The organism is Actinomadura sp. 7K507 (assembly GCF_004348425.1).
Classification (GTDB): Bacteria; Actinomycetota; Actinomycetes; order Streptosporangiales; family Streptosporangiaceae; genus Spirillospora.
Genome location: NZ_SMKK01000208.1, coordinates 1 through 17,491, shown reverse-complemented (window position 1 = coordinate 17,491; position 17,491 = coordinate 1). Strand labels below are relative to the sequence as shown.

Here is a 17,491-nt window from a genome sequence, read left to right as displayed (position 1 = left end):
GGGCGGGCGGGCTCGCGTGCGCCACGGCGCCCGAGAACCCCAGGGTGAGGAGGCCGCTCAGGGCGGTGGCGATCGTTCGGTGCAGTCGCATGGTATCCGATGTCACACGGAATGCTATTCCATGTCAATGTTCTGGAATACTCTTTAATGGCGCGCCTCGATCGGTTGGCGTTCCACCGCCCGGTCGCCGTCGACGAAATACAGGGCGCTCCACATGTTGGTGGCGCCGCAGGCGTGGTTGGGGATGATCCGCAGCAGGTCGCCCACGCGGAGAGTCGACGTGGCGGGGCCGGTGAGGTAGCCGTGTTCCTCGTTGGCGGCGCTGAACGACAGTCCGTCCAGCGGGGCGCCCGCCGCGTCGCAGACGATCCCCAGAGCGCCGGCGGTCGCGATGGAGTCGGAACTCATCGCCTTGATGCCCGCGTCGATGATGACGGTTCCGGGGCGCTGGGCACTGGTGACGCGAGTCAGGACGGTCTGCGCGCATTGCTCGATCCGGGCGCTGCCCAGGCCGACCTGGTTGGCGTCGAAATAGGCGTAGGTGCCTGGACGGGCTTCGGTGACCCCGGCGGCGAACGGCGCGGAGGTGGCGCCGGGCGTCGAGCCGACGGAGACCAGCGGGCACTCGTGCCCCCGGGCGCGCAGGGCCTCGGCGACCTGCACCAGCGTGCGTCCGGCGAGGTCGCCCGCCGCCTCCAGCCCGGCACGGTCGGACCCGTGCGCGGCGAGGTGCCCCTCATGGGTGAGGACTCCTCGCATCTCCAGAGCGGGCAGTGCGGTGAGCGCGGCGGCGGTGACGACGGCGTGATCGGGGTCGACCCCCGCCCTGTGCAGGCCCGTGTCGACCTCCAGAACGAAGGCGACCGTGACTCCGGCGTCGGCGGCCGCCTTCGAGAGCGGTTCCGCCGCTTCCGGGGAGTCGAGTGCGATGGTCAGTCCGCCTCGGGTCAGGGCTTGGACGGCGAAGTCGACCTTGGTGGGGCCGACCGGCTGGTGCGCCCACAGCACGTCCTCGATGCCCGCAGCCTGGAGCAACGTGACCTCCGCGGGTGTGGCGCAGGTGAATCCGATCGCGCCGTGGACGACCTGCCGGCGTGCGACGGCGAGGCACTTGGAGGTCTTGAAATGGGGGCGCAGCGCGACCCCCGTGGCGCCGATCGCGGCGGACATGGCGGCCATGTTGGCCTCCATTCGGGCACGGTCGACGAGGAGCGCGGGCGTCGGCAGCTCGTCCAATGCCGTCATGCCAGGCCCATCGACGGCCGCGGGTCGCCGTCCAGCAGCCACTCGACGGTCTCCTTCCTGATCTCGGGAAAGCCGGACGGGCGCTGCCCGGCCAGCTCGCGCAGCCCCGCGACGGCCTGGGCGGGCGTCCAGAGCGGAAAGTCGGAGCCGAAGACGAGCTTGTCGACCACGCCCCACTCCTGGGCGCGGGCCAGCGCGAAGTAGCCGTCCATCGGACGTGCCCAGCACGCCGACACGTCAGAGTGCACACGGCGGTTCTTGCGCAGTGTCACGATCGTCTCGCGCTGCCAGGGATGGCCGAGGTGCGCGATGATCTGGACAAGGTCGGGGTGTCGGCGCGCGACGTCGTCCACGACCAGGGGGTTGCTGACCGACAGGTCGCCGGCCGGGCTCGGGGTGGCGCCCATGTGCCACAGGACGACCAGCCCCGCGTCGGCCGCGGCCCGGTAGAACGGGTCGTGAGCGGTGTCGCGCGGGTCGAACAGCGCCAGCACCGGATACAGCTTGATGCCGCGCAGACCGCGCGCGACGCCGTCCGCGAGTTGGTCGAGGACGTCGGGGTCGGTGGGATCCAGCGCCATGAAGCCGATCGTCTCGGTGGCGGTCCGCGCGCAGAACTCCTCGGTGAACTCGTTCGGGGTGAGGACGCCGGCGGCGGTGGCGCGGATGCCGAACACGCACGCGGCGGTCACACCGGCCATGGCGTGGTCGTAGTCGGCCGGAGTGAACTCGTGGGCGCTCCGCCCGTACACGGGCTTCCAGTGGTCGTCCCACTCGTGGCCCCAGTGCTCGGGCCGCTGGCAGTGGGTGTGGAAGTCGATCAACCATCCTCCCGGGTGTGGGACGCGCCGGAGCGCAGAGACGAGTGCAGATACTCCAGGGCGGCGACGACGTCGGCGTCGGCCGCGAGGTCCGCCGCCGCGGCGTGCAGCCGGTTCAGGTAACGGTGACGGCGGTCGCCGTCGAACTCGGCGGACGGCCCGGACACGCTGACGGCGGCGACGCAGCCGCCGCCCACATCGACGGGCGCGGCGACGCAGCGAAGGCCGACGCTGCCCTCGTTGTCGTCCATGGCGTATCCGCGCTCGGCGGTGGCGCGCAGCTCCTCGGTCAGGGCACGGGCCGTGGTGAAGGTGTGGTCGGTGCGGGCGGGGAACGGCTCGGCAGGCAGATGCCGGGCGAGTTCCGGAGGGTCGAGCCGGGCGAGCAGCATCTTGCCGAGCCCGGTGCAGTACGCGGCGTCCCGGGTACCCGGCGTCGTGTGGAAGCGGATCGGCCGGTCGGGTTCGCGGACGCACACGTGCAGCACCTCCCGCCCGTCCAGCACACCGAGGTTGGCGGTCTGACCGGTGGCCTCGGCGATCTTCGCGAGATGCCCGCCCGCCACCTGCGACAGGTCCAGCCCGGTCAGATACGCGGTCGACAGCGTCAGGGTCTTGTGGCCGAGCCGGTAGGCGGGCCGTTCGTCGGCGCGTACCACGTAGCCCATCTCCTCCAGCACGCCGAGGAGCCGCACGAGCGTGCTCTTCGGCAGGCCGGTACCGGTCGAGAAGTCGTTCAGGGTGAGCGTGCCGCCCTGTGCGGCGAGACGTTCCAGTAGCGCCAGGCCCCGGGCCAGCGCGTTGGCGTGGTAGTTGGCCGCCGCCGGGCGGTCGTCGTCCACGTTGCCGCGGCGGACCGCGGGCCGCCGTGCCCCTCCGGCTCCTGCCCCTCCGGCTCTGTCCATGGGTGCCTCGTCTCTGTTCGGGGAATGCGCGATTCAGCGGATGCGCAGGATCTCGCCGTGCCGGGCGTCGCGGTGCGCGCCCCCGTGCACGCCGTCCTCGACCACGGCCCGGCCGCCGACGACGACCGTGCGGATTCCGTCCGGATACCGCTGGGGTGCTGCGAACGTAGCCCGATCGGCGATGCGCGCGGGGTCGAACACCACGATGTCCGCGGCCGCCCCCGCGCGGAGCACGCCGCGCCCGGTGAGCCCGGCCCGTTCGGCGGCGGCGGACGTGCACTTGCGGACGGCTTCGGCGAGCCCGAGCCGGCCGGTCCGGCCCCCTGCGGGGGGACGGCCCCCCAAGCCCCCCGGTACGGATCGCACGTACTCGGCGAACAGCCGCGGGTAGCAGCCGTAGGAGCGGGGATGCGGCATGCCGCGCCCGGTGGGCCCGCCGGGGTCGAGGGCCTGGCCGTCCGAGCCGATCACGCCGGCGGGATGGGTGAGCGCGTCGACCAGGTCGCGTTCACTGCGCCCGCCCGCCACCATCTGGACGCCGTTGCCGTGCTCGGCGACGAGGTCGAGCGCGACGTCCGACGGGTCGGTGCCGGAGTCGGCGGCGAGGTCGGTGACGGTCCGTCCGCCGACGGCGATGTCGTCCCACGAGTTCGGCAGGTCGCGCCACGCGTCCCGGACGCGGGCGCGGACGGCGCGCTCGGTGAGCCGGGCCCGCATCGGCCTCTCACCGCCCTCCTGCGCCCACGCGGGCAGCAGCTGCGACAGCGGCGCGTTCCCCGCCAGGTACGGGTAGACGTCGAAGGCGACGTCCAGGCCGGCGTCCCGCGCGGCGTCGATCAGCTCCAGCGCCCGCGCGACCGAGCCGTGGTTGCGCCGCCCGACCGCGACGAGATGCGAGATCTGGGTGCGGCAGCCGGTCGCCGCCGCGACCCGCAGCGCCTGCCGGACGGAGTCGAGCAGCCCGTCGGCGTAGTCGCGGACGTGCCAGGCGAACAGCCGCCCGTGCGCGGCGGCGGTGCGGCCGAGCGCCTCCAGTTCGTCCTCGCGGGCGTAGCAGACCGGCGCGTAGACCAGGCCCGTGGAGACCCCGGCGGCGCCCGCCGCGAGCGCGTCGCCGAGCAGCCCCCGGATCCGGTCGATCTCGGCGGCGCCGGCCGGACGGTCCCCGAACCCGACGGCCGCCGCGCGCAGCGGTGTGTGCGCGACGAGCGCCGCGACGTTCACCGCCGGGCGGGCGGCGTCGAGCGCGGCGAGGTAGCCGGGCAGGTCGGCCCAGTCCCAGCGGACGGCCGGGTCGAGGTCGAGATATCCGGCGGCGGCGCGCAGGGCTTCGAGGTGGTTGCGGGAAGCGTCGGCCGCGACGGGGACCACGCCGAGGCCGCAGTTGCCGACCACGACGGTCGTGACCCCCTGCCGGACGGCGCTGTGGGCTTCGGGCCCCGACAGCAGCGTCAGGTCGGAATGGGTATGGATGTCCACGAACCCGGGCGCCACGACATGCCCGGACGCGTCCATGGTCCGCATGGCGGGACGTCCGGCCAGGTCGCCGATCTCCGTGACCCGGCCGCCGTGGACGGCGACGTCGGCGCGGCGCGGTGCCGCCCCGGTGCCGTCGGCGACCGTCCCGCCGGTGATGAGCAGCTCGATCACGTGGCCGGCCCCGTTCGCAGGCGGAAGGCGGCCTGCACCTCGACCGGGCTGCCGGTCGGCAGGGCGGCGACGCCCAGCGCGACCCGCGCGTGCCGCCCGGCGTCGTCGCCGAACACCTCCGCGAACAGTGCCGTCGCGGCGTCGGCGACCAGATGCTGGTCGGTGAACCCCGGCGCGGACGCCACCCACACCGACACCGCCTCGACGTGCTCGACCGCGCCGAGCCCGCCGTCGCCGGCCAGCTCGTCCCGGACGGCGGTGAGGACGTTGCGGGCGCACTGGCGCGCGCAGGAGCGGGCCGTCTCAAGCGAGACGCCCTCCCCGACGCGGCCCTCGGCGAGGAGCTTCCCATCGCGGGCGGCGACCTGGCCGGAGGCGATCAGGGCGGCGCCGGACCGGCGCGCCGCGGCGACGGACGGGCGGGCCCCCATGGGCCCGGGTTCCATGGGGGCGGTGGCCAGACGCCGGTCGGTGTCGTGCACGATGTCTCCTTCGATGGCGTGGTCAGACGGTGGCCAGCACGTCGGCGGGCTCGGCGAAATGACAGGCGGCCGGGTGGCCGACACCGTCGCGATCGACGAGTGCCGGCGTCTCGGTCGTGCAGATGTCCCGCGCCTTCCAGCAGCGGGTCCGGAACCGGCAGCCGGACGGGGGGTCGATCGGGCTCGGCACGTCACCGGTCAGCATGATCCGCTCCCGCCCGTCGCGGGCGCCCGGCCGCGGGCGCGGCACGGCCGACAGCAGCGCCTGCGTGTACGGGTGCGCCGGGCTCCGGAAGATCTCGTCCCGGGTGCCCCGCTCCACGATCGTCCCGAGGTACATCACGGCGATCTCGTGCGAGACGTGCCGCACCACCGACAGGTCGTGCGAGATGAACAGGTATGCCACGCCCAGCTCGCGCTGCAACTCCCGCAGCGTGTTGACGACCTGCGCCTGGATCGACACGTCCAGCGCGCTGACCGGCTCGTCCAGCACGAGCACCTTCGGGTCGAGGGCGAGAGCGCGGGCGATCCCGATGCGCTGCCGCTGCCCGCCGGAGAACTCGTGCGCGTACCGGCGGGCGTGCGAGGGCGCGAGCCGGACCATGTCGAGCAGCTCGGCGACCCGCCTCGGCCCCCTTCCGTCGGCGTAGCGGTCCTGCACGCGCAGTGGCTCGGCGATGATGTCGTGGACGGTCATGCGCGGCGACAGCGACGCGTACGGGTCCTGGAACACCAGCTGCAGGTCGCGCCGGAGAGCGCGGAGGTCGGCGCCGCGCGCGCGGGTGACGTCCCGGCCGGCCACGGCGATCCGCCCCGCGGTCGGCTCCAGCAGCCGCACCACCATCCGGCCTGTGGTCGTCTTGCCGCAGCCGGACTCGCCGACCAGGCCGAGAGTCCGCCCGGCCGCGAGCGAGAAGTCGACGCCGTCGACCGCGTGGACGCTGCCGGTCCGCAGGCGCAGCGGTCCCGACCGCACCGGGAAGTGCTTGGTGAGGCCGGTGACGCTGAGGATCTCGTCCGGCTCCGCCGGCGCCGCCTTCTCAAACCTGGGCATCGGTTTCCTCCCCCGCCAGCTCGTGATGGAAATGGCAGGCGCTTGCGCGCCCCGCGCCGGACCGCGTCAGCTCCGGACGTTCCACCCGGCACCGGTCCCGGGCCATCGGGCAGCGCGGCGCGAAAGCGCACCCTGGCGGGACCTCGCCCGGCGTCGGCGGCGACCCGGGGATCGGGGTCAGGTCGCCGGCGTCGCCGTCCAGCGCGGGCAGGCTCTCCAGCAAGCCCCGCGTGTAGGGGTGCCGGGGCGAGTCGAAGATCGCCCCGACGTCGCCGTGCTCGACGACCCGCCCCGCGTACATCACCACGACCCGGTCGGCCAGTTCGGCGACGACGCCGAGATCATGCGTGATCAGCACGGTCGCGGCGCCGGTCTCCCTCCGGGTCAGCCGGATCAGGTCCAGCACCTGGGCCTGGACGGTCACGTCCAGCGCGGTCGTCGGCTCGTCCGCGATCAGCAGGTCGGGGTCGTTGGCGATGGCCATCGCGATCATCGCGCGCTGGCGCATCCCGCCGGAGAACTGGTGCGGGTACTCCTTCAGCCGCCGCTCCGCTTCCGGCACCCCGACGAGGGTCAGAAGTTCGGCGGCCCGCGCCCGTGCCTTCGTCCGCGACGTGCCGGCCCGGTGCAGCCGCACCGCCTCACCGATCTGCGCACCGACCGACATGACGGGATTCAGTGCCGTCATCGGATCCTGGAAGATCATCGCGATCCGGCCGCCGCGCAGTCCGCGCAGCTCGCGCGGGGTCATCGCGCCCAGGTCGGCCCCGTCGAACACGACCCGTCCGGAGACGACCCGGCCCGGCGGCTTGATCAGCCCGAGCGCCGACATCGCGGTGACGCTCTTTCCCGATCCCGACTCGCCGACCACACCGAGGGTCTCGCCGGGCGCGACGGTGTACCCGGCGCCGTCCACGGCCCGGACGGTCTCCTCCTCGCCGGCGAACTCGACGACGAGGTCGGCGATCTCCAGCAGGGGGCCGGTCACGGGATCCTTCTTCGTGAGCGAGGTCATGTGCGTCCTCCCGGCGTGACGGCGTCGCGAAGGCCGTCTCCGACGAAGTTGACGGCCAGGACCGTCACCGCGATCGCGATGCCCGGCGGTATCCACAGCCACGGCATCGTCTGGATCAAGGTCAGGTTCTGCGCGTCGTTCAGCATGTTCCCCCAGCTCGCCTGCGGCGGCCGGACGCCGAGCCCGAGGAACGACGCGGTGGTCTCGAGCATGATCGCCTGCGCCACGGCGAGGGTGCCGGTCACCGTGACCGGCGGCAGCGCCGCCGGGACGATGTGCTTGCGGATCAGCCACCAGCCGTTCGCCCCGGACACCTCGGCGGCCTGGATGTACTCGCGGTCGCGCAGCGACAGCGTCACGCCGCGCACCACCCTCCCGGCGACCGGCCACTGCGTCGCCCCGATCGCGACGATCAGCACCGGCACGCTCGGCCCGACGATCCCGGCGAGCACCAGGATCACCACCACGGTCGGGAAGGACATCACGATGTCGGCGACCCGCATGATCACGTTGTCGACCACGCCGCCGAACAGCCCGGAGACCGCGCCGAACAAGGTGCCGACCACGACGGCGCCGAGCGCGGCGGCCAGCCCGACCAGCAGCGACACGCGGCCCGCGTGCAGGGTGCGGGCGAACACGTCGCGGCCCGAGGTGTCGGTGCCGAGCCAGTGCGCGCCGGTCGGGCCCTCCCGTACCGCGTCCAGGTCCACCGCGTTCGGGTGCCCGGCGATCAGCGGCGCCAGCAGCGACAGCAGCACCACCGCACCGAGCACGGCGCTCCCGGCGACGGCGAGCCGGTTGCGCCGGAATCGCCGCACCGCCCGCGCCCGGGGCGACGCGGACGCGCCGCGGCCCGATCCGCCCGGTCCGGGCGCCTTCACCGGGGGCGGGCCGCCCGTTGTGGTCATCGCAGGCTCACTCTCGGGTCGACGACGGCGTACAGGACGTCCGCGATCAGGTTGCAAAGCAGGACCAGAATCGCCACGTACAACGCGAACCCGACGATGACCGGGTAGTCGTGCTGGCCGATCGAGCTGACCGCGAGCTGCCCCATGCCGGGCCAGGCGAAGACCTGCTCGATCACCACCGCGCCCGCCAGCATCTGCGGAATCTGGTACATCACCACCGTGATCAGCGGGATCAGCGAGTTGCGCAGCGCGTGCCGCAGGACGACACGGGCCCGGGACGCGCCCTTCGCCTCGGCCGTCCGGACATAATCGGCACCGAGCTCGTCCACGAGGCCGCCGCGCACATAACGGGTGAACGGCCCGGCGGTGACGAACGCCAAGATCATGCCTGGCAGGACCAGATGCCGGAGCTGGTCGACGGCTCCGCCACCGCCCGGCGTCGTCATCCCCGAGGACGGCAGCACGCCCCACTTCAGCGAAAACACATAGATCGCGACGATGCCGAGGAAGAACGGCGGCACCGATACCGCGGCCAGGCTGAGGACGGTCGCACCGTAGTCGACCGTGGTGTTGCGGCGTACCGCGGCGGCCACGCCGAGCGCGACCGACACCACGAGGGCGACCACCAGTGCAGCGCCCATGAGCTGCAGCGTCGGCCCGACCCGCTCGCCGAGCACGGCCGAGACGGGACGGTTCGCGACGTAGGAGTAGCCGAAATCGCCGTGCAGCGCGCCCGACAGCCAATTGCCGTACTGGACGACGATGGACCGGTCGAGGCCCAGTTCGTGCCGCTTGGCCTCGATGAACGCGGCACCGCCGCCGCGCATCTGCTCGGGGTCGACCATCATGCGGACCGGGTCGCCGGGCGCGACCCGCACCAGCACGAAGATCCCGATGCTGATCAGCACGAACACGAGCGCGTTCACCAGCAGGCGCCGGATGACGTAGGCCGCCACACCTCACCTCCTCTCGTCGGTACCGGCCGGGCCGGGGCCGACCGGCCCCGGCCCGGCGCCGGTCAGCTCAGCTTCCAGTTCGCGAAGTTCCAGGTCCCGACCTCGTTGGTCGGGAGCCCGGCCGGCTCGAAGCCCGACAGGCCCGTCCGGTGGGCCCAGATCGTGTCCGGGTTGTACAGCCACAGGTACGGGACCTGAGCGTTCTCGACCTCGGCGGCCTCCTGGAACAGGCTCTTGCGCTCCGCCGGGTCGGCGATCGCATCGGCCTCGGACAGCAGCTCGTCCAGCTTCGGATCGCAGAAGTGGGCGACGTTGCCGCCCGCCGGATAGCCCTGGTCGCAGTCGGTGATGGTCGCGACGGTCGACGGCTCGGTCGCGTAGTTGCCGCCGCCGAACAGCGCCATGTCGTACGACTTCTCCTCGTAGGACGACAGCAGCTCGTCCGCCTGCACCTGCTTCAGCTTCACCTCCACGCCGACGGCCTTGAGCTGGCTCTGGATCACCGTCACGGCGGTGTCGCGGTCGCGCTGCCCCGGGATCCACGAGAGCGTGACGGGCTTGGAGCCGTCCCAGCCCGCTTCCGCGAGCAGACTCTTGGCCTTCGCCGGGTCGTAGGCGTAGCCGTTGGCGGCGGACGAGGCGATGTCGCCGTAGAAGCTGGAGTTGACGACCGACCCGGCGCCGCTCAGCACCTGGTCGACCAGTCCCTTCCGGTCGATCGCGGTGAGCAGCGCCTGCCGGACCCGCGCGTCCTTGAACCGCTCCTGCGACTGGTTGACGGAGATCCGGGTGAAGCCGGGGCTCTTGGCGGACGCGACCTTGACGCCGTCCATCTGTTTCACGGTCGGCAGGTCGGTCGGCGAGACCTGGGTGAGGTCCATCTCGCCTGTGCGGAGCTGGGCGGTCGCCACGTCGGAGGTGACCGGCTTGAGGTACACCTTCCCGATGGAGGCCGGCTCCCGGAAGTTGGGGTTGGCCTTCAGCTCCACGTACTGGTCGGTCTTGTAGTCGACGAACGTGAACGCTCCGGAGCCGACGGTCGGCTTGGCGAAGAAGCCGTTGTCGCCGAGGCCCTCCGTCGGGACGTCGCCGAGGACGTGCTCGGGCAGGATCGGCGTGTTGCCGACCAGTCCGGGCAGCCCTGCCGCCGGGCGGCTCGTGGTGATCTTGACGGTGGTGGCGTCGGGCGCGGTCACGCCCTTGAGCGAGTCGGCCTCGCCGTCCGCGAGGGCCTCCGCGCCGGTCACCGCGGCGAACTTGCCCGCCTGCGCGCTGCCCGTCTCCGGATTCGCGAGGGCGTTGTAGGTGAACACCACGTCCTTGGAGGTGAGCGGCTTCCCGTCGCTCCACTTCAGACCCGGTTTCAGCTTGAAAGTGATCGTCTTGGCGTCGTCCGACACCTCGGGCGCGGCGGCCGCCAGATGCGGCTTCAGTGCGTAGGACGAGTCCGCGCCGTACAGCGAGTCGAAGATGAAGGACATGACGAGTTGGTCGGGCCCGTTGTTGGGCGCGAGCGGGCTGAACGTCTTCGGCTTCTGGTACAGGTACATGTTCAGGACGTCCGCGTCCCCACCGGAGGACTTCTGGGTGGGGTCGGAGCTGCAGGCGGCGAGCGCACCGGCCACGAGCACCCCGCCCACCACGGCCGCGACGCTCCGTCTCGTCCTGCCGGAACGAATGGTCATTGACTTGCCTCTTCTCGGCGGTGACCGGGAATCCGCCCGGCCACTGGTCCGCTCAGCGGACGCGGTTCACCAGGCGTCCGAGCCCGGTCACACGGACCGTCATCTCGTCGCCTGCGGACAGGAACTCCCCCGATGCCATCCCCACCCCGGACGGCGTGCCGGTGTACAGCACGTCGCCGGGCTCCAGCGTCATCAGCCGGGACGCGAACGCCACCAGCTCCGCGACGCTGAAGATCATCTGGCCGGTGTCGCCGTGCTGCCGGACCCGCCCGTTGACCTCAAGGACCACCTCGAGCTTCTGCGGATCGGGCACCTCGTCGGCGGTGACGAGGTGCGGGCCGAGCGCGGCGAACCCGTCGAGCCACTTGCCGTTCAGCCAGTCGAAGAACGCGACCGCCGGGTCGTCGGTGTCGCGGTCGTGGCCGTAGTCCATCTTCCGGGCCGACACGTCGTTGCCGATGGTGTAGCCGCCGACGTGGTCCAGGGCGTTCTCGATCGGGATGTCCTTGCCGCCACGCCCGATCACCGCGACCAGTTCGGCCTCCCAGTCGATGCTGGGGCTGACGGACGGCAGCGCGATCTCCTCGCCGGGGCCGCTGACGGCGGTGGCGGGCTTGATGAACAGCCGCGGCGAGATCCGCGACTTGTCGATCTCGTCCCCGCCCGTCTCGGTCACGTGCTCCTGAAAGTTCGCGGCCACCGCGAGGACCTTGCCCGGACGGAGCAGCGGCGCGAGCAGGGTCACCTCGTCCAGGGCACGGGTCGCCTCGCCGGCCGGCGCCCACCCGCCGGCCGCGAGCGAGGCGACCACGGACAGGAGGTCGCCGGGCCCCAGGTCGGTGACGCGGGCGCCGTCGACGATCTCGCCGTGCCGGACTCCGCCGTCCGGCAGGCGGTACGTCGCGAGCTTCATCTGTCAGACCTCCAGGGGGTCGATCGGCACCGGGGCGCCGAGTGCCAGTGAACGGGCCGCGGCCTGGGTGACGCGCAGCGCGGCGAGGGCGTCGGCCGGGGCGGCCTCGGCCGGGCGCCCGGTGACGATGGCGGTGTGCAGTGCGGTGAGCATCCGGCCGACGGTGCCTGGCCCGTGCCAGGCGGCGCGATTGCCCGTCACCGTCCGGACGGACGCGCCCGGTTTGGCGGCGTCGACGTCCATGACTCCGCCGGACCCGCTGATGCGGTACCGGTGCAGCGCCATGCCCGGGGCGTCCACGGTGCCGCGCAGCCGGCCGACGGTGATCGTGCTGGTCAAGCCGTGCTCGTGGTCGAGCAGCAGCACGGTGAGCCGTCCCCGGTCGCGGCCCGGCAGGGCGTGCACGCGGTGGACCGCCTGCCCGGTGAGGGCAAGCACCACGTCGACCGGGTAGAGGCCGAAGTTGATGAGTTCGCCTTCCGCGCACGGGTCGCCGCCGTCGACGAGGAAGTCGGCCTGGACGTTCCAGGGCAGCCCGATCCGTCCTGAGGCGAGCGCGCTCCTCCCGGCCTGGACGGCGGCGCCGAACCGGTGGTGGTGCGCGGGCATGCAGACCAGTCCCGTCTCGGCGGCGGCCGCGCCGATCGCCTCGACGTCCGCCGCGTCCAGCGCGAGGGGTTTGTCGCCGAGGACGTGGCAGCCGGCGCGCAGGGCCTCGATGACCCGGGCGGCACGCTCGTCCGGCGGGGCGCAGACGCACACCACGTCCGCACCGGTCTCCCGGGCGGCGGCCTTGAGGTCGGGACGCCCGCTCTCCACGACCGTGAACCCGCCATGCTCCTGGAACGCTGGGAGGTACATGTCGTGCTGGTGATCCTGGGTTCCGAACCCGCCGGACCCCCAGGGCAGCACCCTCAGCACGCGCATCAGGGCGCCTCCTTCAGGACGTCGGCGACCCGGACGGGCGCACCGGACGCGATCGATCGTTCGGCGGCGACGCCCATGGCCACGGCCAGCAGCCCGTCCGCGCCCGTGACGGCGGGCGGGCCTCCGGTGACGGCGTCGGCCCAGGCGGCGATCTGGAGGGCGAACCCGTCCGCGCCGCCGGGCGGCAGGAGCGCCGTGCCGGTCTCGTCGGTGACGGTCCCCGACTCGGCATCCCAGGGGAGCGTGAGGACCCCGCCGGTGCCGGCGACCATGACGTCGCGGCGGGCGAGGGACGCGGGACGGTGCCCACGGCTGATCTCGCACACGGCTGCCGCGCCACCCGCGAATCCGACCGTCATCTCCAGGTAGTCGTAGATGCCGAGCTCGGCGGCGGTCTGGCGGCGGCCGCGAGCGTACACGGTCTCCGGGGTGTCGTCCGTCCACCAGGTGACGAGGTCCAGCAGGTGGACGCCGTTGTGCAGGGCGTGCCCGCCGGATCGGGCGGGATCGAGCATCCAGCCGCGCCAGTCCGGCCAGATCCACCCGCCGAGGATGGACAGCCGGACGAGGTCGACGGTGCCCAGCTCTCCGGAGCGCAGGACGTCCCGAACCGTCCGCGCGTAGTCGTAGTAGCGGTGGCTGTGCGCGGGCATCAGCACCCGCCCGGCCGCGGTGAACGCCTCCACGGCGCGGCGGGCGCCGGTCACCTCGGTGGCGAGCGGCTTCTCGATCAGCAGATGGGCGCCCGCCTCGGCGACCTGGACGGCGATGCCCGCGTGCGTGTCGTTCGGGGTGCACACGACGCATCCGCCGGCGCCGGTCCCTTCCAGCGCCTCGGCGAGGTCGGTGAAGGCCGGCACGCCGCCGTTGGCCCGGGACGCGGCGGCGGCCCGTCCGGGGTCGATGTCGACCACGCCGGCGAGGTCCAGCCGGGGCTCGGCGTGGATCGCGGCGGCGTGCTGCGCGGCGATGAAACCGGTGCCGACGACCAGCACCGGCACGGAATGGGTTTCCATGTCGATGGATCCTGAGTGTCCGACCATTCCTGTGTCAAGGGGTGTGCGGTCAAAAACTTAGGATCACGCTGTTCAGGCCCAGGACTCATCCGGGTGGAGTTGACATGGAACCCCTTTCCATGAACTATTCATGCGGATAGAGATAGTCCCACTGTCCACCACTTGGGGGCTCCCAGAATGACCACCGCCGAGCTGGCCGGGCGCAGGTCCCGCGGTGCGGAACTGCTCGCCGCCGCGCAAACCGTGATCCCTGGCGGCGTCAACTCCGCAACCCGCCTGGTCGGCGCGCCGCACGCGCTGACCGCGGCGTCCGGAGCGTACGTCACCGACGCCGACGGCCGTCGCTACCTCGACTACCACGCGGCCTTCGGCGCGATCCTGCTCGGCCACGCGGCACCCGAGGTCGACGACGCGGTGCGCGCCGCCATCGGCGGTGTCGACCTGGTCGGCTGGGGGGTCACCGAACCCGAGATCGAACTGGCCCGGCTGGTCAGCGAGACGATCCCGTCCGCGGAGCAGATGATCTCGGCGATGTCGGGCAGCGAGGCCACAGCGCAGGCCATCCGGCTGTCCCGGGCGGTCACCGGCCGCCCCCTGATCCTCAAGTTCCAGGGCGGCTTCCACGGCTGGCATGACGCCGTCGCCCGCAACGTGATCTCCGCGCCGGACCGCGCCTACGGCAGCGATCCGCTGTCGGCCGGCATCCTGCCCGAGGCCCTGGAGTCCACGCTGATCGCAGAGTTCAATGACCTGGACTCCGTCCGCGCCCTGTACGAGGCGCACCCGGACCGGATCGCGGCCGTGATCATGGAGCCGATCCCGCACAACGTCGGCGCCCTCGTCCCGGCACCGGAGTTCGTGGAGGGGCTGCGCACCCTGACCACCGAGCACGGCTCACTGCTGATCTTCGACGAGGTGATCACCGGATTCCGCCACGCATTGGGTGGCTACCAGCAGATCTGTGGCGTTATGCCCGACCTGACCACCTTCGGCAAGGCGATGGGCAACGGCTACCCGATCGGCGGCCTCGCCGGCCCCCGGCACCTGATGGAGCACTTCAACTCCGCGGGCGGAGACGTCCTGCTGGCCGGAACCTTCAACGGCAACCCGGTCTCGTCCACCGCCGCCATCGCCACCATCACGTACTTGCGCGACCACCCGGACTTCTACGAGCGCACCCATGCCCTGGGCGACCGGATGCGCGCGGGCCTCACCGGCATCTGCGCGGAACTCGGCGTTGCCGCCACCGCCGCCGGCTTCGGCGGGGTGTTCGCCCTGTACTTCACCGAGTCCCCGATCCGTGGCTACCGCGACCTCATGCGCAACAACAACGATGCCTACGTGGCCTTCCACCGCCGCATGACCGACCGCGGCTTCCTGATGCTCCCGCTCACGCTCAAGCGCAACCACGTCTCGGCCGCGCACACGCCAGCGGACATCGACCGCACTCTCGAGGCGGCCCGCGACGTCCTCCGCACGATCCGCGACGAAGGGCTGCTCGGCTCGGCACGCTAGACCGGCAGACGTTCAGGACCGGATGCGGGCGAGCCCGCCGAGCTCCCGGCGTCCTGACCGCGAAGGCTTCAGCCGGTCGCGGCGCCTCGCAGCGCAGGCGGCCCCTTCTCGGCCACCACGGTGCAGGTAGGGCCATGCATCCCCGGCCGGCCGCTTCTCAGGGCGCGGTGTCTGTAGGGCCGGGTGGTGCTCCAGTGGCACTGCGACCCTCGCGACGATGCCTACGCGTGGTGGGACTCGGGCGACCTGGGCGGTAGGGGGCGAGTGCCGGTGGCGGGGCCTCGTGGAGTTCCTGGTCGATCAGGGTGGCGAGGTGGGGGCCGAGCGTGATGCCGCTGTGGGTGACGGCGGTGTAGAGACCGGGCCGCTGGAAACCGACGAGCGGGTAGCCGTCGATGGGCAGCGGGCGGACGCAACGCCGGACTTCGGCGACGTCCGCCGACAGGCCGGGGATGAGCGCACGCGCACGAGCCAGGAGTTCGGCGCCGACCGCCCGCATCAGTGCGGGGGAGGCCGACTCGTCGACACCGGCGTCCAGGTCTTCGGCCTCCATGACGAGACCTCCGTCCGGCGCGGGCCGGGCGGACAGGCCGGGGGCGTGGACGAGACCGTTGAGGACGCCCGGCGCGGCGGTGGTGGTGGCGACGAGGCAGGGGGCGGCCGAGCCGGGTTCGGACGGGTCGACCAGAGCGAGGGGGACACCGGCGGTGGCCAGCAGCGCGGGGCTGCGCCGGCCGGCCGCGCAGATCGTGAGGTCGGCGTCCAGGTCCCGGCCGTCGTCCAGCCGCACGCCGGTCACGCGGCCGCCCTCGGTGTTGAGCCGGACCGCGCGGTGGCCGGTGACGATGCCGGCGCCCGATTCGCGGGCGCGCCGGGTCAGAGCCCGCGCGGCGGAGCCCCCATGCACGTAGCCCTCGTCGCGGTAGTGCGCGATGAGGGCGTCCTGCGGGGCCCGGACGTGCGGTTCCAGCTCCCGTAGCCGGTCGGTATCGATCGGTTCGGCGGCGTAGCCGAGATCGGTGAGGCGGGCGACCCGGTCGGCCAGCAATGCTCTGGCGTCATCGGTGGACGCCCAGGTGGTGTTGCCCGTCGGCCGGTACCAGGACGGGTCGCCGAACTCGGTGGCCAGCTCTCTCCAGGTGGACAGTGCCGCTGTCCGCATCCGGTGGTAGTCCGGGTCGGCGGGGTCGTTGGCGTTGAGCCAGGCATAGCTGGTGCCGGAGGTTCCGGCGCCAGGGCCGTGCTCCTCGACAAGCGTGACCTCGTCGGGCGAACTCGGTCGGCCACCGGGTGCCGGACGGGTAAGCCGGTCGGCCAGCGCGGCCCCGATGATCCCTGCCCCCACGACCAGTATCCGCATGCCCTCACAATGGCAGCCACTCCCGGACGCCGCGAGGCGATCCGAACCTCCTCATTCGTCTCGGAGGAAGCCGTGGCGGGTGAGGAGGGCGGCCAGGTCGCGGCCGGCCGGGGTCAGGAGGGTGCCGGAGCCGTGGCAGGTCTCGCAGGGTTCCTCCTCGGGGCTCTGGGGCCGTGCCTTCATGTGGTCGTCGATGGCGCGGTCTATGGCGGCGACTATGGAGGGCTCGGCCGGGCCGGCGGGGTCCGGTCCGGGGGAGCCGTCGGAGATGGCCGGGGCCGGGTTGAGGTCGGTCGCGCGGCGTGCGGCCTGCGCGACCCTGACCAGCTCGTCGGCCTGCCGGTACCACGTGCGCCATTGCGCGGGTACGGTCCGGCCTCGGCCGCCGCACGTTCCGCAGCCGGTTTCGAGTGCCGCCAGGAATCGCGCCCACGGGGCGGCCTCGCCCGGCGTGGTCATCTGGCACGCGCCTTCACGTCTCTCCGTCCACCGCAACTCCGAATCTTGAGTTCCGGCCGTGCTCCCTCGGACGGTCATACGGGAACGGGTCCCCTGGGGTTCGACTTGAGGTGCGAAAACGGGCGGCCCGGGGAGGTCGTGGTCGAAGTGGACGTGGCGGCGTCTGGCGGGTGTCGTGAAATGTGCCGTTTCGTTGGTCCGGGGGCCGGATTCTTGCGCGATGTGTGGTGGCCGATGACTTTCCGGGGCGGGGGCGGTCCACAGGTGAAAGGTAATCACCAGGATTGGATCGCCGATGTACGAGCGTACGAGCGCGCGGCTGCCGGCCCCGCGGGGCGGCGGGTTGCTGGAGCGGGCGATCGGGTTCGCGTTGACGTCCGTCCAGGTGGTGACGCCGGAGATGATGCCGCGCCGGACGCCGTGCGGTGCGTGGGACCTCGAAGAGCTGCTGCTCCACCTGCGGGACTCGCTGGCGGCCCTGGGTGAGGGGGCGCGCCTGGGGCGGGTCGCGATGGAGCCGGAGCCGCTGGTGCTGGAGGACGATCCGGTGTCGGCCGTGCGGGTGAGCGCTGTCCGGCTG

The 17,491-nt window shown here is 72.6% G+C and carries 16 protein-coding genes and 1 pseudogene; 2 read left to right on the top strand and 15 right to left on the bottom strand.

Features of this window, described 5'->3' with window-relative positions; all coding sequences use genetic code 11:
- Window positions 1–144: 144 nt before the first annotated feature.
- The 13 genes from E1285_RS34455 to E1285_RS34395 all read right to left on the bottom strand — a co-directional run bounded on the left by E1285_RS34455 (window position 145) and on the right by E1285_RS34395 (window position 13,577).
- Complete coding sequence (locus E1285_RS34455; protein ID WP_132158767.1) at window positions 145–1,245, bottom strand: alanine racemase; 1,101 nt, start codon at window positions 1,243–1,245, stop codon at window positions 145–147.
- On the bottom strand, window positions 1,242–2,069 hold the full coding sequence (locus E1285_RS45910) for an amidohydrolase family protein (protein ID WP_165966877.1): 828 nt from the start codon (window positions 2,067–2,069) through the stop codon (window positions 1,242–1,244). Before E1285_RS45910 ends, E1285_RS34455 begins: the two co-directional genes overlap by 4 nt.
- Window positions 2,066–2,971 (bottom strand): IclR family transcriptional regulator, encoded by a 906-nt coding sequence (locus E1285_RS34445; RefSeq protein ID WP_132158765.1) that lies wholly within the window; start codon window positions 2,969–2,971, stop codon window positions 2,066–2,068. Before E1285_RS34445 ends, E1285_RS45910 begins: the two co-directional genes overlap by 4 nt.
- Before the next feature lie 33 nt (window positions 2,972–3,004).
- Entirely contained in the window at window positions 3,005–4,621 is a 1,617-nt protein-coding gene (locus E1285_RS34440; RefSeq protein WP_132158764.1) for an amidohydrolase family protein, read from the bottom strand.
- On the bottom strand, window positions 4,618–5,103 hold the full coding sequence (locus tag E1285_RS34435) for a RidA family protein (RefSeq protein WP_243723248.1): 486 nt from the start codon (window positions 5,101–5,103) through the stop codon (window positions 4,618–4,620). Before E1285_RS34435 ends, E1285_RS34440 begins: the two co-directional genes overlap by 4 nt.
- Before the next feature lie 22 nt (window positions 5,104–5,125).
- Entirely contained in the window at window positions 5,126–6,157 is a 1,032-nt protein-coding gene (locus E1285_RS34430; RefSeq protein ID WP_132158763.1) for an oligopeptide/dipeptide ABC transporter ATP-binding protein, read from the bottom strand.
- Entirely contained in the window at window positions 6,144–7,172 is a 1,029-nt protein-coding gene (locus E1285_RS34425; RefSeq protein ID WP_132158762.1) for an ABC transporter ATP-binding protein, read from the bottom strand. Before E1285_RS34425 ends, E1285_RS34430 begins: the two co-directional genes overlap by 14 nt.
- Complete coding sequence (locus tag E1285_RS34420; RefSeq protein ID WP_132158761.1) at window positions 7,169–8,080, bottom strand: ABC transporter permease; 912 nt, start codon at window positions 8,078–8,080, stop codon at window positions 7,169–7,171. The genes E1285_RS34425 and E1285_RS34420 overlap by 4 nt, the downstream gene beginning before the upstream one ends.
- Complete coding sequence (locus tag E1285_RS34415) at window positions 8,077–9,036, bottom strand: ABC transporter permease (protein WP_132158760.1); 960 nt, start codon at window positions 9,034–9,036, stop codon at window positions 8,077–8,079. The genes E1285_RS34420 and E1285_RS34415 overlap by 4 nt, the downstream gene beginning before the upstream one ends.
- A gap of 62 nt (window positions 9,037–9,098) precedes the next feature.
- On the bottom strand, window positions 9,099–10,721 hold the full coding sequence (locus E1285_RS34410) for an ABC transporter substrate-binding protein (protein WP_132158759.1): 1,623 nt from the start codon (window positions 10,719–10,721) through the stop codon (window positions 9,099–9,101).
- Window positions 10,722–10,773: 52 nt separating this feature from the next.
- Window positions 10,774–11,634, bottom strand: a complete 861-nt coding sequence (locus E1285_RS34405; protein ID WP_132158758.1) for a fumarylacetoacetate hydrolase family protein — start codon at window positions 11,632–11,634, stop codon at window positions 10,774–10,776.
- A 3-nt stretch (window positions 11,635–11,637) separates the two neighbouring features.
- Window positions 11,638–12,561 (bottom strand): Gfo/Idh/MocA family oxidoreductase, encoded by a 924-nt coding sequence (locus E1285_RS34400; RefSeq protein ID WP_132158757.1) that lies wholly within the window; start codon window positions 12,559–12,561, stop codon window positions 11,638–11,640.
- Entirely contained in the window at window positions 12,561–13,577 is a 1,017-nt protein-coding gene (locus E1285_RS34395; protein ID WP_165966876.1) for a Gfo/Idh/MocA family oxidoreductase, read from the bottom strand. The genes E1285_RS34400 and E1285_RS34395 overlap by 1 nt, the downstream gene beginning before the upstream one ends.
- Window positions 13,578–13,739: 162 nt before the next feature.
- Here E1285_RS34395 and E1285_RS34390 point away from each other — a divergent pair, with 162 nt between their 5' ends.
- The gene (locus tag E1285_RS34390) at window positions 13,740–15,092 is read left to right on the top strand and encodes an aspartate aminotransferase family protein (RefSeq protein ID WP_207947021.1); all 1,353 of its coding nucleotides are present in this window, start codon (window positions 13,740–13,742) and stop codon (window positions 15,090–15,092) included.
- A gap of 157 nt (window positions 15,093–15,249) precedes the next feature.
- Here E1285_RS34390 and E1285_RS34385 read toward each other — a convergent pair whose 3' ends face one another.
- The gene (locus E1285_RS34385) at window positions 15,250–16,452 is read right to left on the bottom strand and encodes an FAD-dependent oxidoreductase (RefSeq protein ID WP_132158755.1); all 1,203 of its coding nucleotides are present in this window, start codon (window positions 16,450–16,452) and stop codon (window positions 15,250–15,252) included.
- 51 nt (window positions 16,453–16,503) lie between these two features.
- Window positions 16,504–16,911 (bottom strand): hypothetical protein, encoded by a 408-nt coding sequence (locus E1285_RS34380; RefSeq protein WP_165966875.1) that lies wholly within the window; start codon window positions 16,909–16,911, stop codon window positions 16,504–16,506.
- 295 nt (window positions 16,912–17,206) lie between these two features.
- Between E1285_RS34380 and E1285_RS34375 the strand changes: the two are divergent.
- Window positions 17,207–17,491 (top strand): annotated as a pseudogene (locus E1285_RS34375) (hypothetical protein); the annotation flags it as partial.

What these genes read in the sequence shown, in the direction of transcription:
- E1285_RS34385 (WP_132158755.1), bottom strand. Translation starts at nt 16,452, where the DNA reads ATGCGGATACTGGTCGTGGGGGCAGGGATCATCGGGGCCGCGCTGGCC.
- E1285_RS34405 (WP_132158758.1), bottom strand. Translation starts at nt 11,634, where the DNA reads ATGAAGCTCGCGACGTACCGCCTGCCGGACGGCGGAGTCCGGCACGGC.
- E1285_RS34400 (WP_132158757.1), bottom strand. Translation starts at nt 12,561, where the DNA reads ATGCGCGTGCTGAGGGTGCTGCCCTGGGGGTCCGGCGGGTTCGGAACC.
- E1285_RS34430 (WP_132158763.1), bottom strand. Translation starts at nt 6,157, where the DNA reads ATGCCCAGGTTTGAGAAGGCGGCGCCGGCGGAGCCGGACGAGATCCTC.
- E1285_RS34455 (WP_132158767.1), bottom strand. Translation starts at nt 1,245, where the DNA reads ATGACGGCATTGGACGAGCTGCCGACGCCCGCGCTCCTCGTCGACCGT.
- E1285_RS34380 (WP_165966875.1), bottom strand. Translation starts at nt 16,911, where the DNA reads ATGACCACGCCGGGCGAGGCCGCCCCGTGGGCGCGATTCCTGGCGGCA.
- E1285_RS34395 (WP_165966876.1), bottom strand. Translation starts at nt 13,577, where the DNA reads ATGGAAACCCATTCCGTGCCGGTGCTGGTCGTCGGCACCGGTTTCATC.
- E1285_RS34420 (WP_132158761.1), bottom strand. Translation starts at nt 8,080, where the DNA reads ATGACCACAACGGGCGGCCCGCCCCCGGTGAAGGCGCCCGGACCGGGC.
- E1285_RS34410 (WP_132158759.1), bottom strand. Translation starts at nt 10,721, where the DNA reads ATGACCATTCGTTCCGGCAGGACGAGACGGAGCGTCGCGGCCGTGGTG.
- E1285_RS34425 (WP_132158762.1), bottom strand. Translation starts at nt 7,172, where the DNA reads ATGACCTCGCTCACGAAGAAGGATCCCGTGACCGGCCCCCTGCTGGAG.
- E1285_RS34445 (WP_132158765.1), bottom strand. Translation starts at nt 2,971, where the DNA reads ATGGACAGAGCCGGAGGGGCAGGAGCCGGAGGGGCACGGCGGCCCGCG.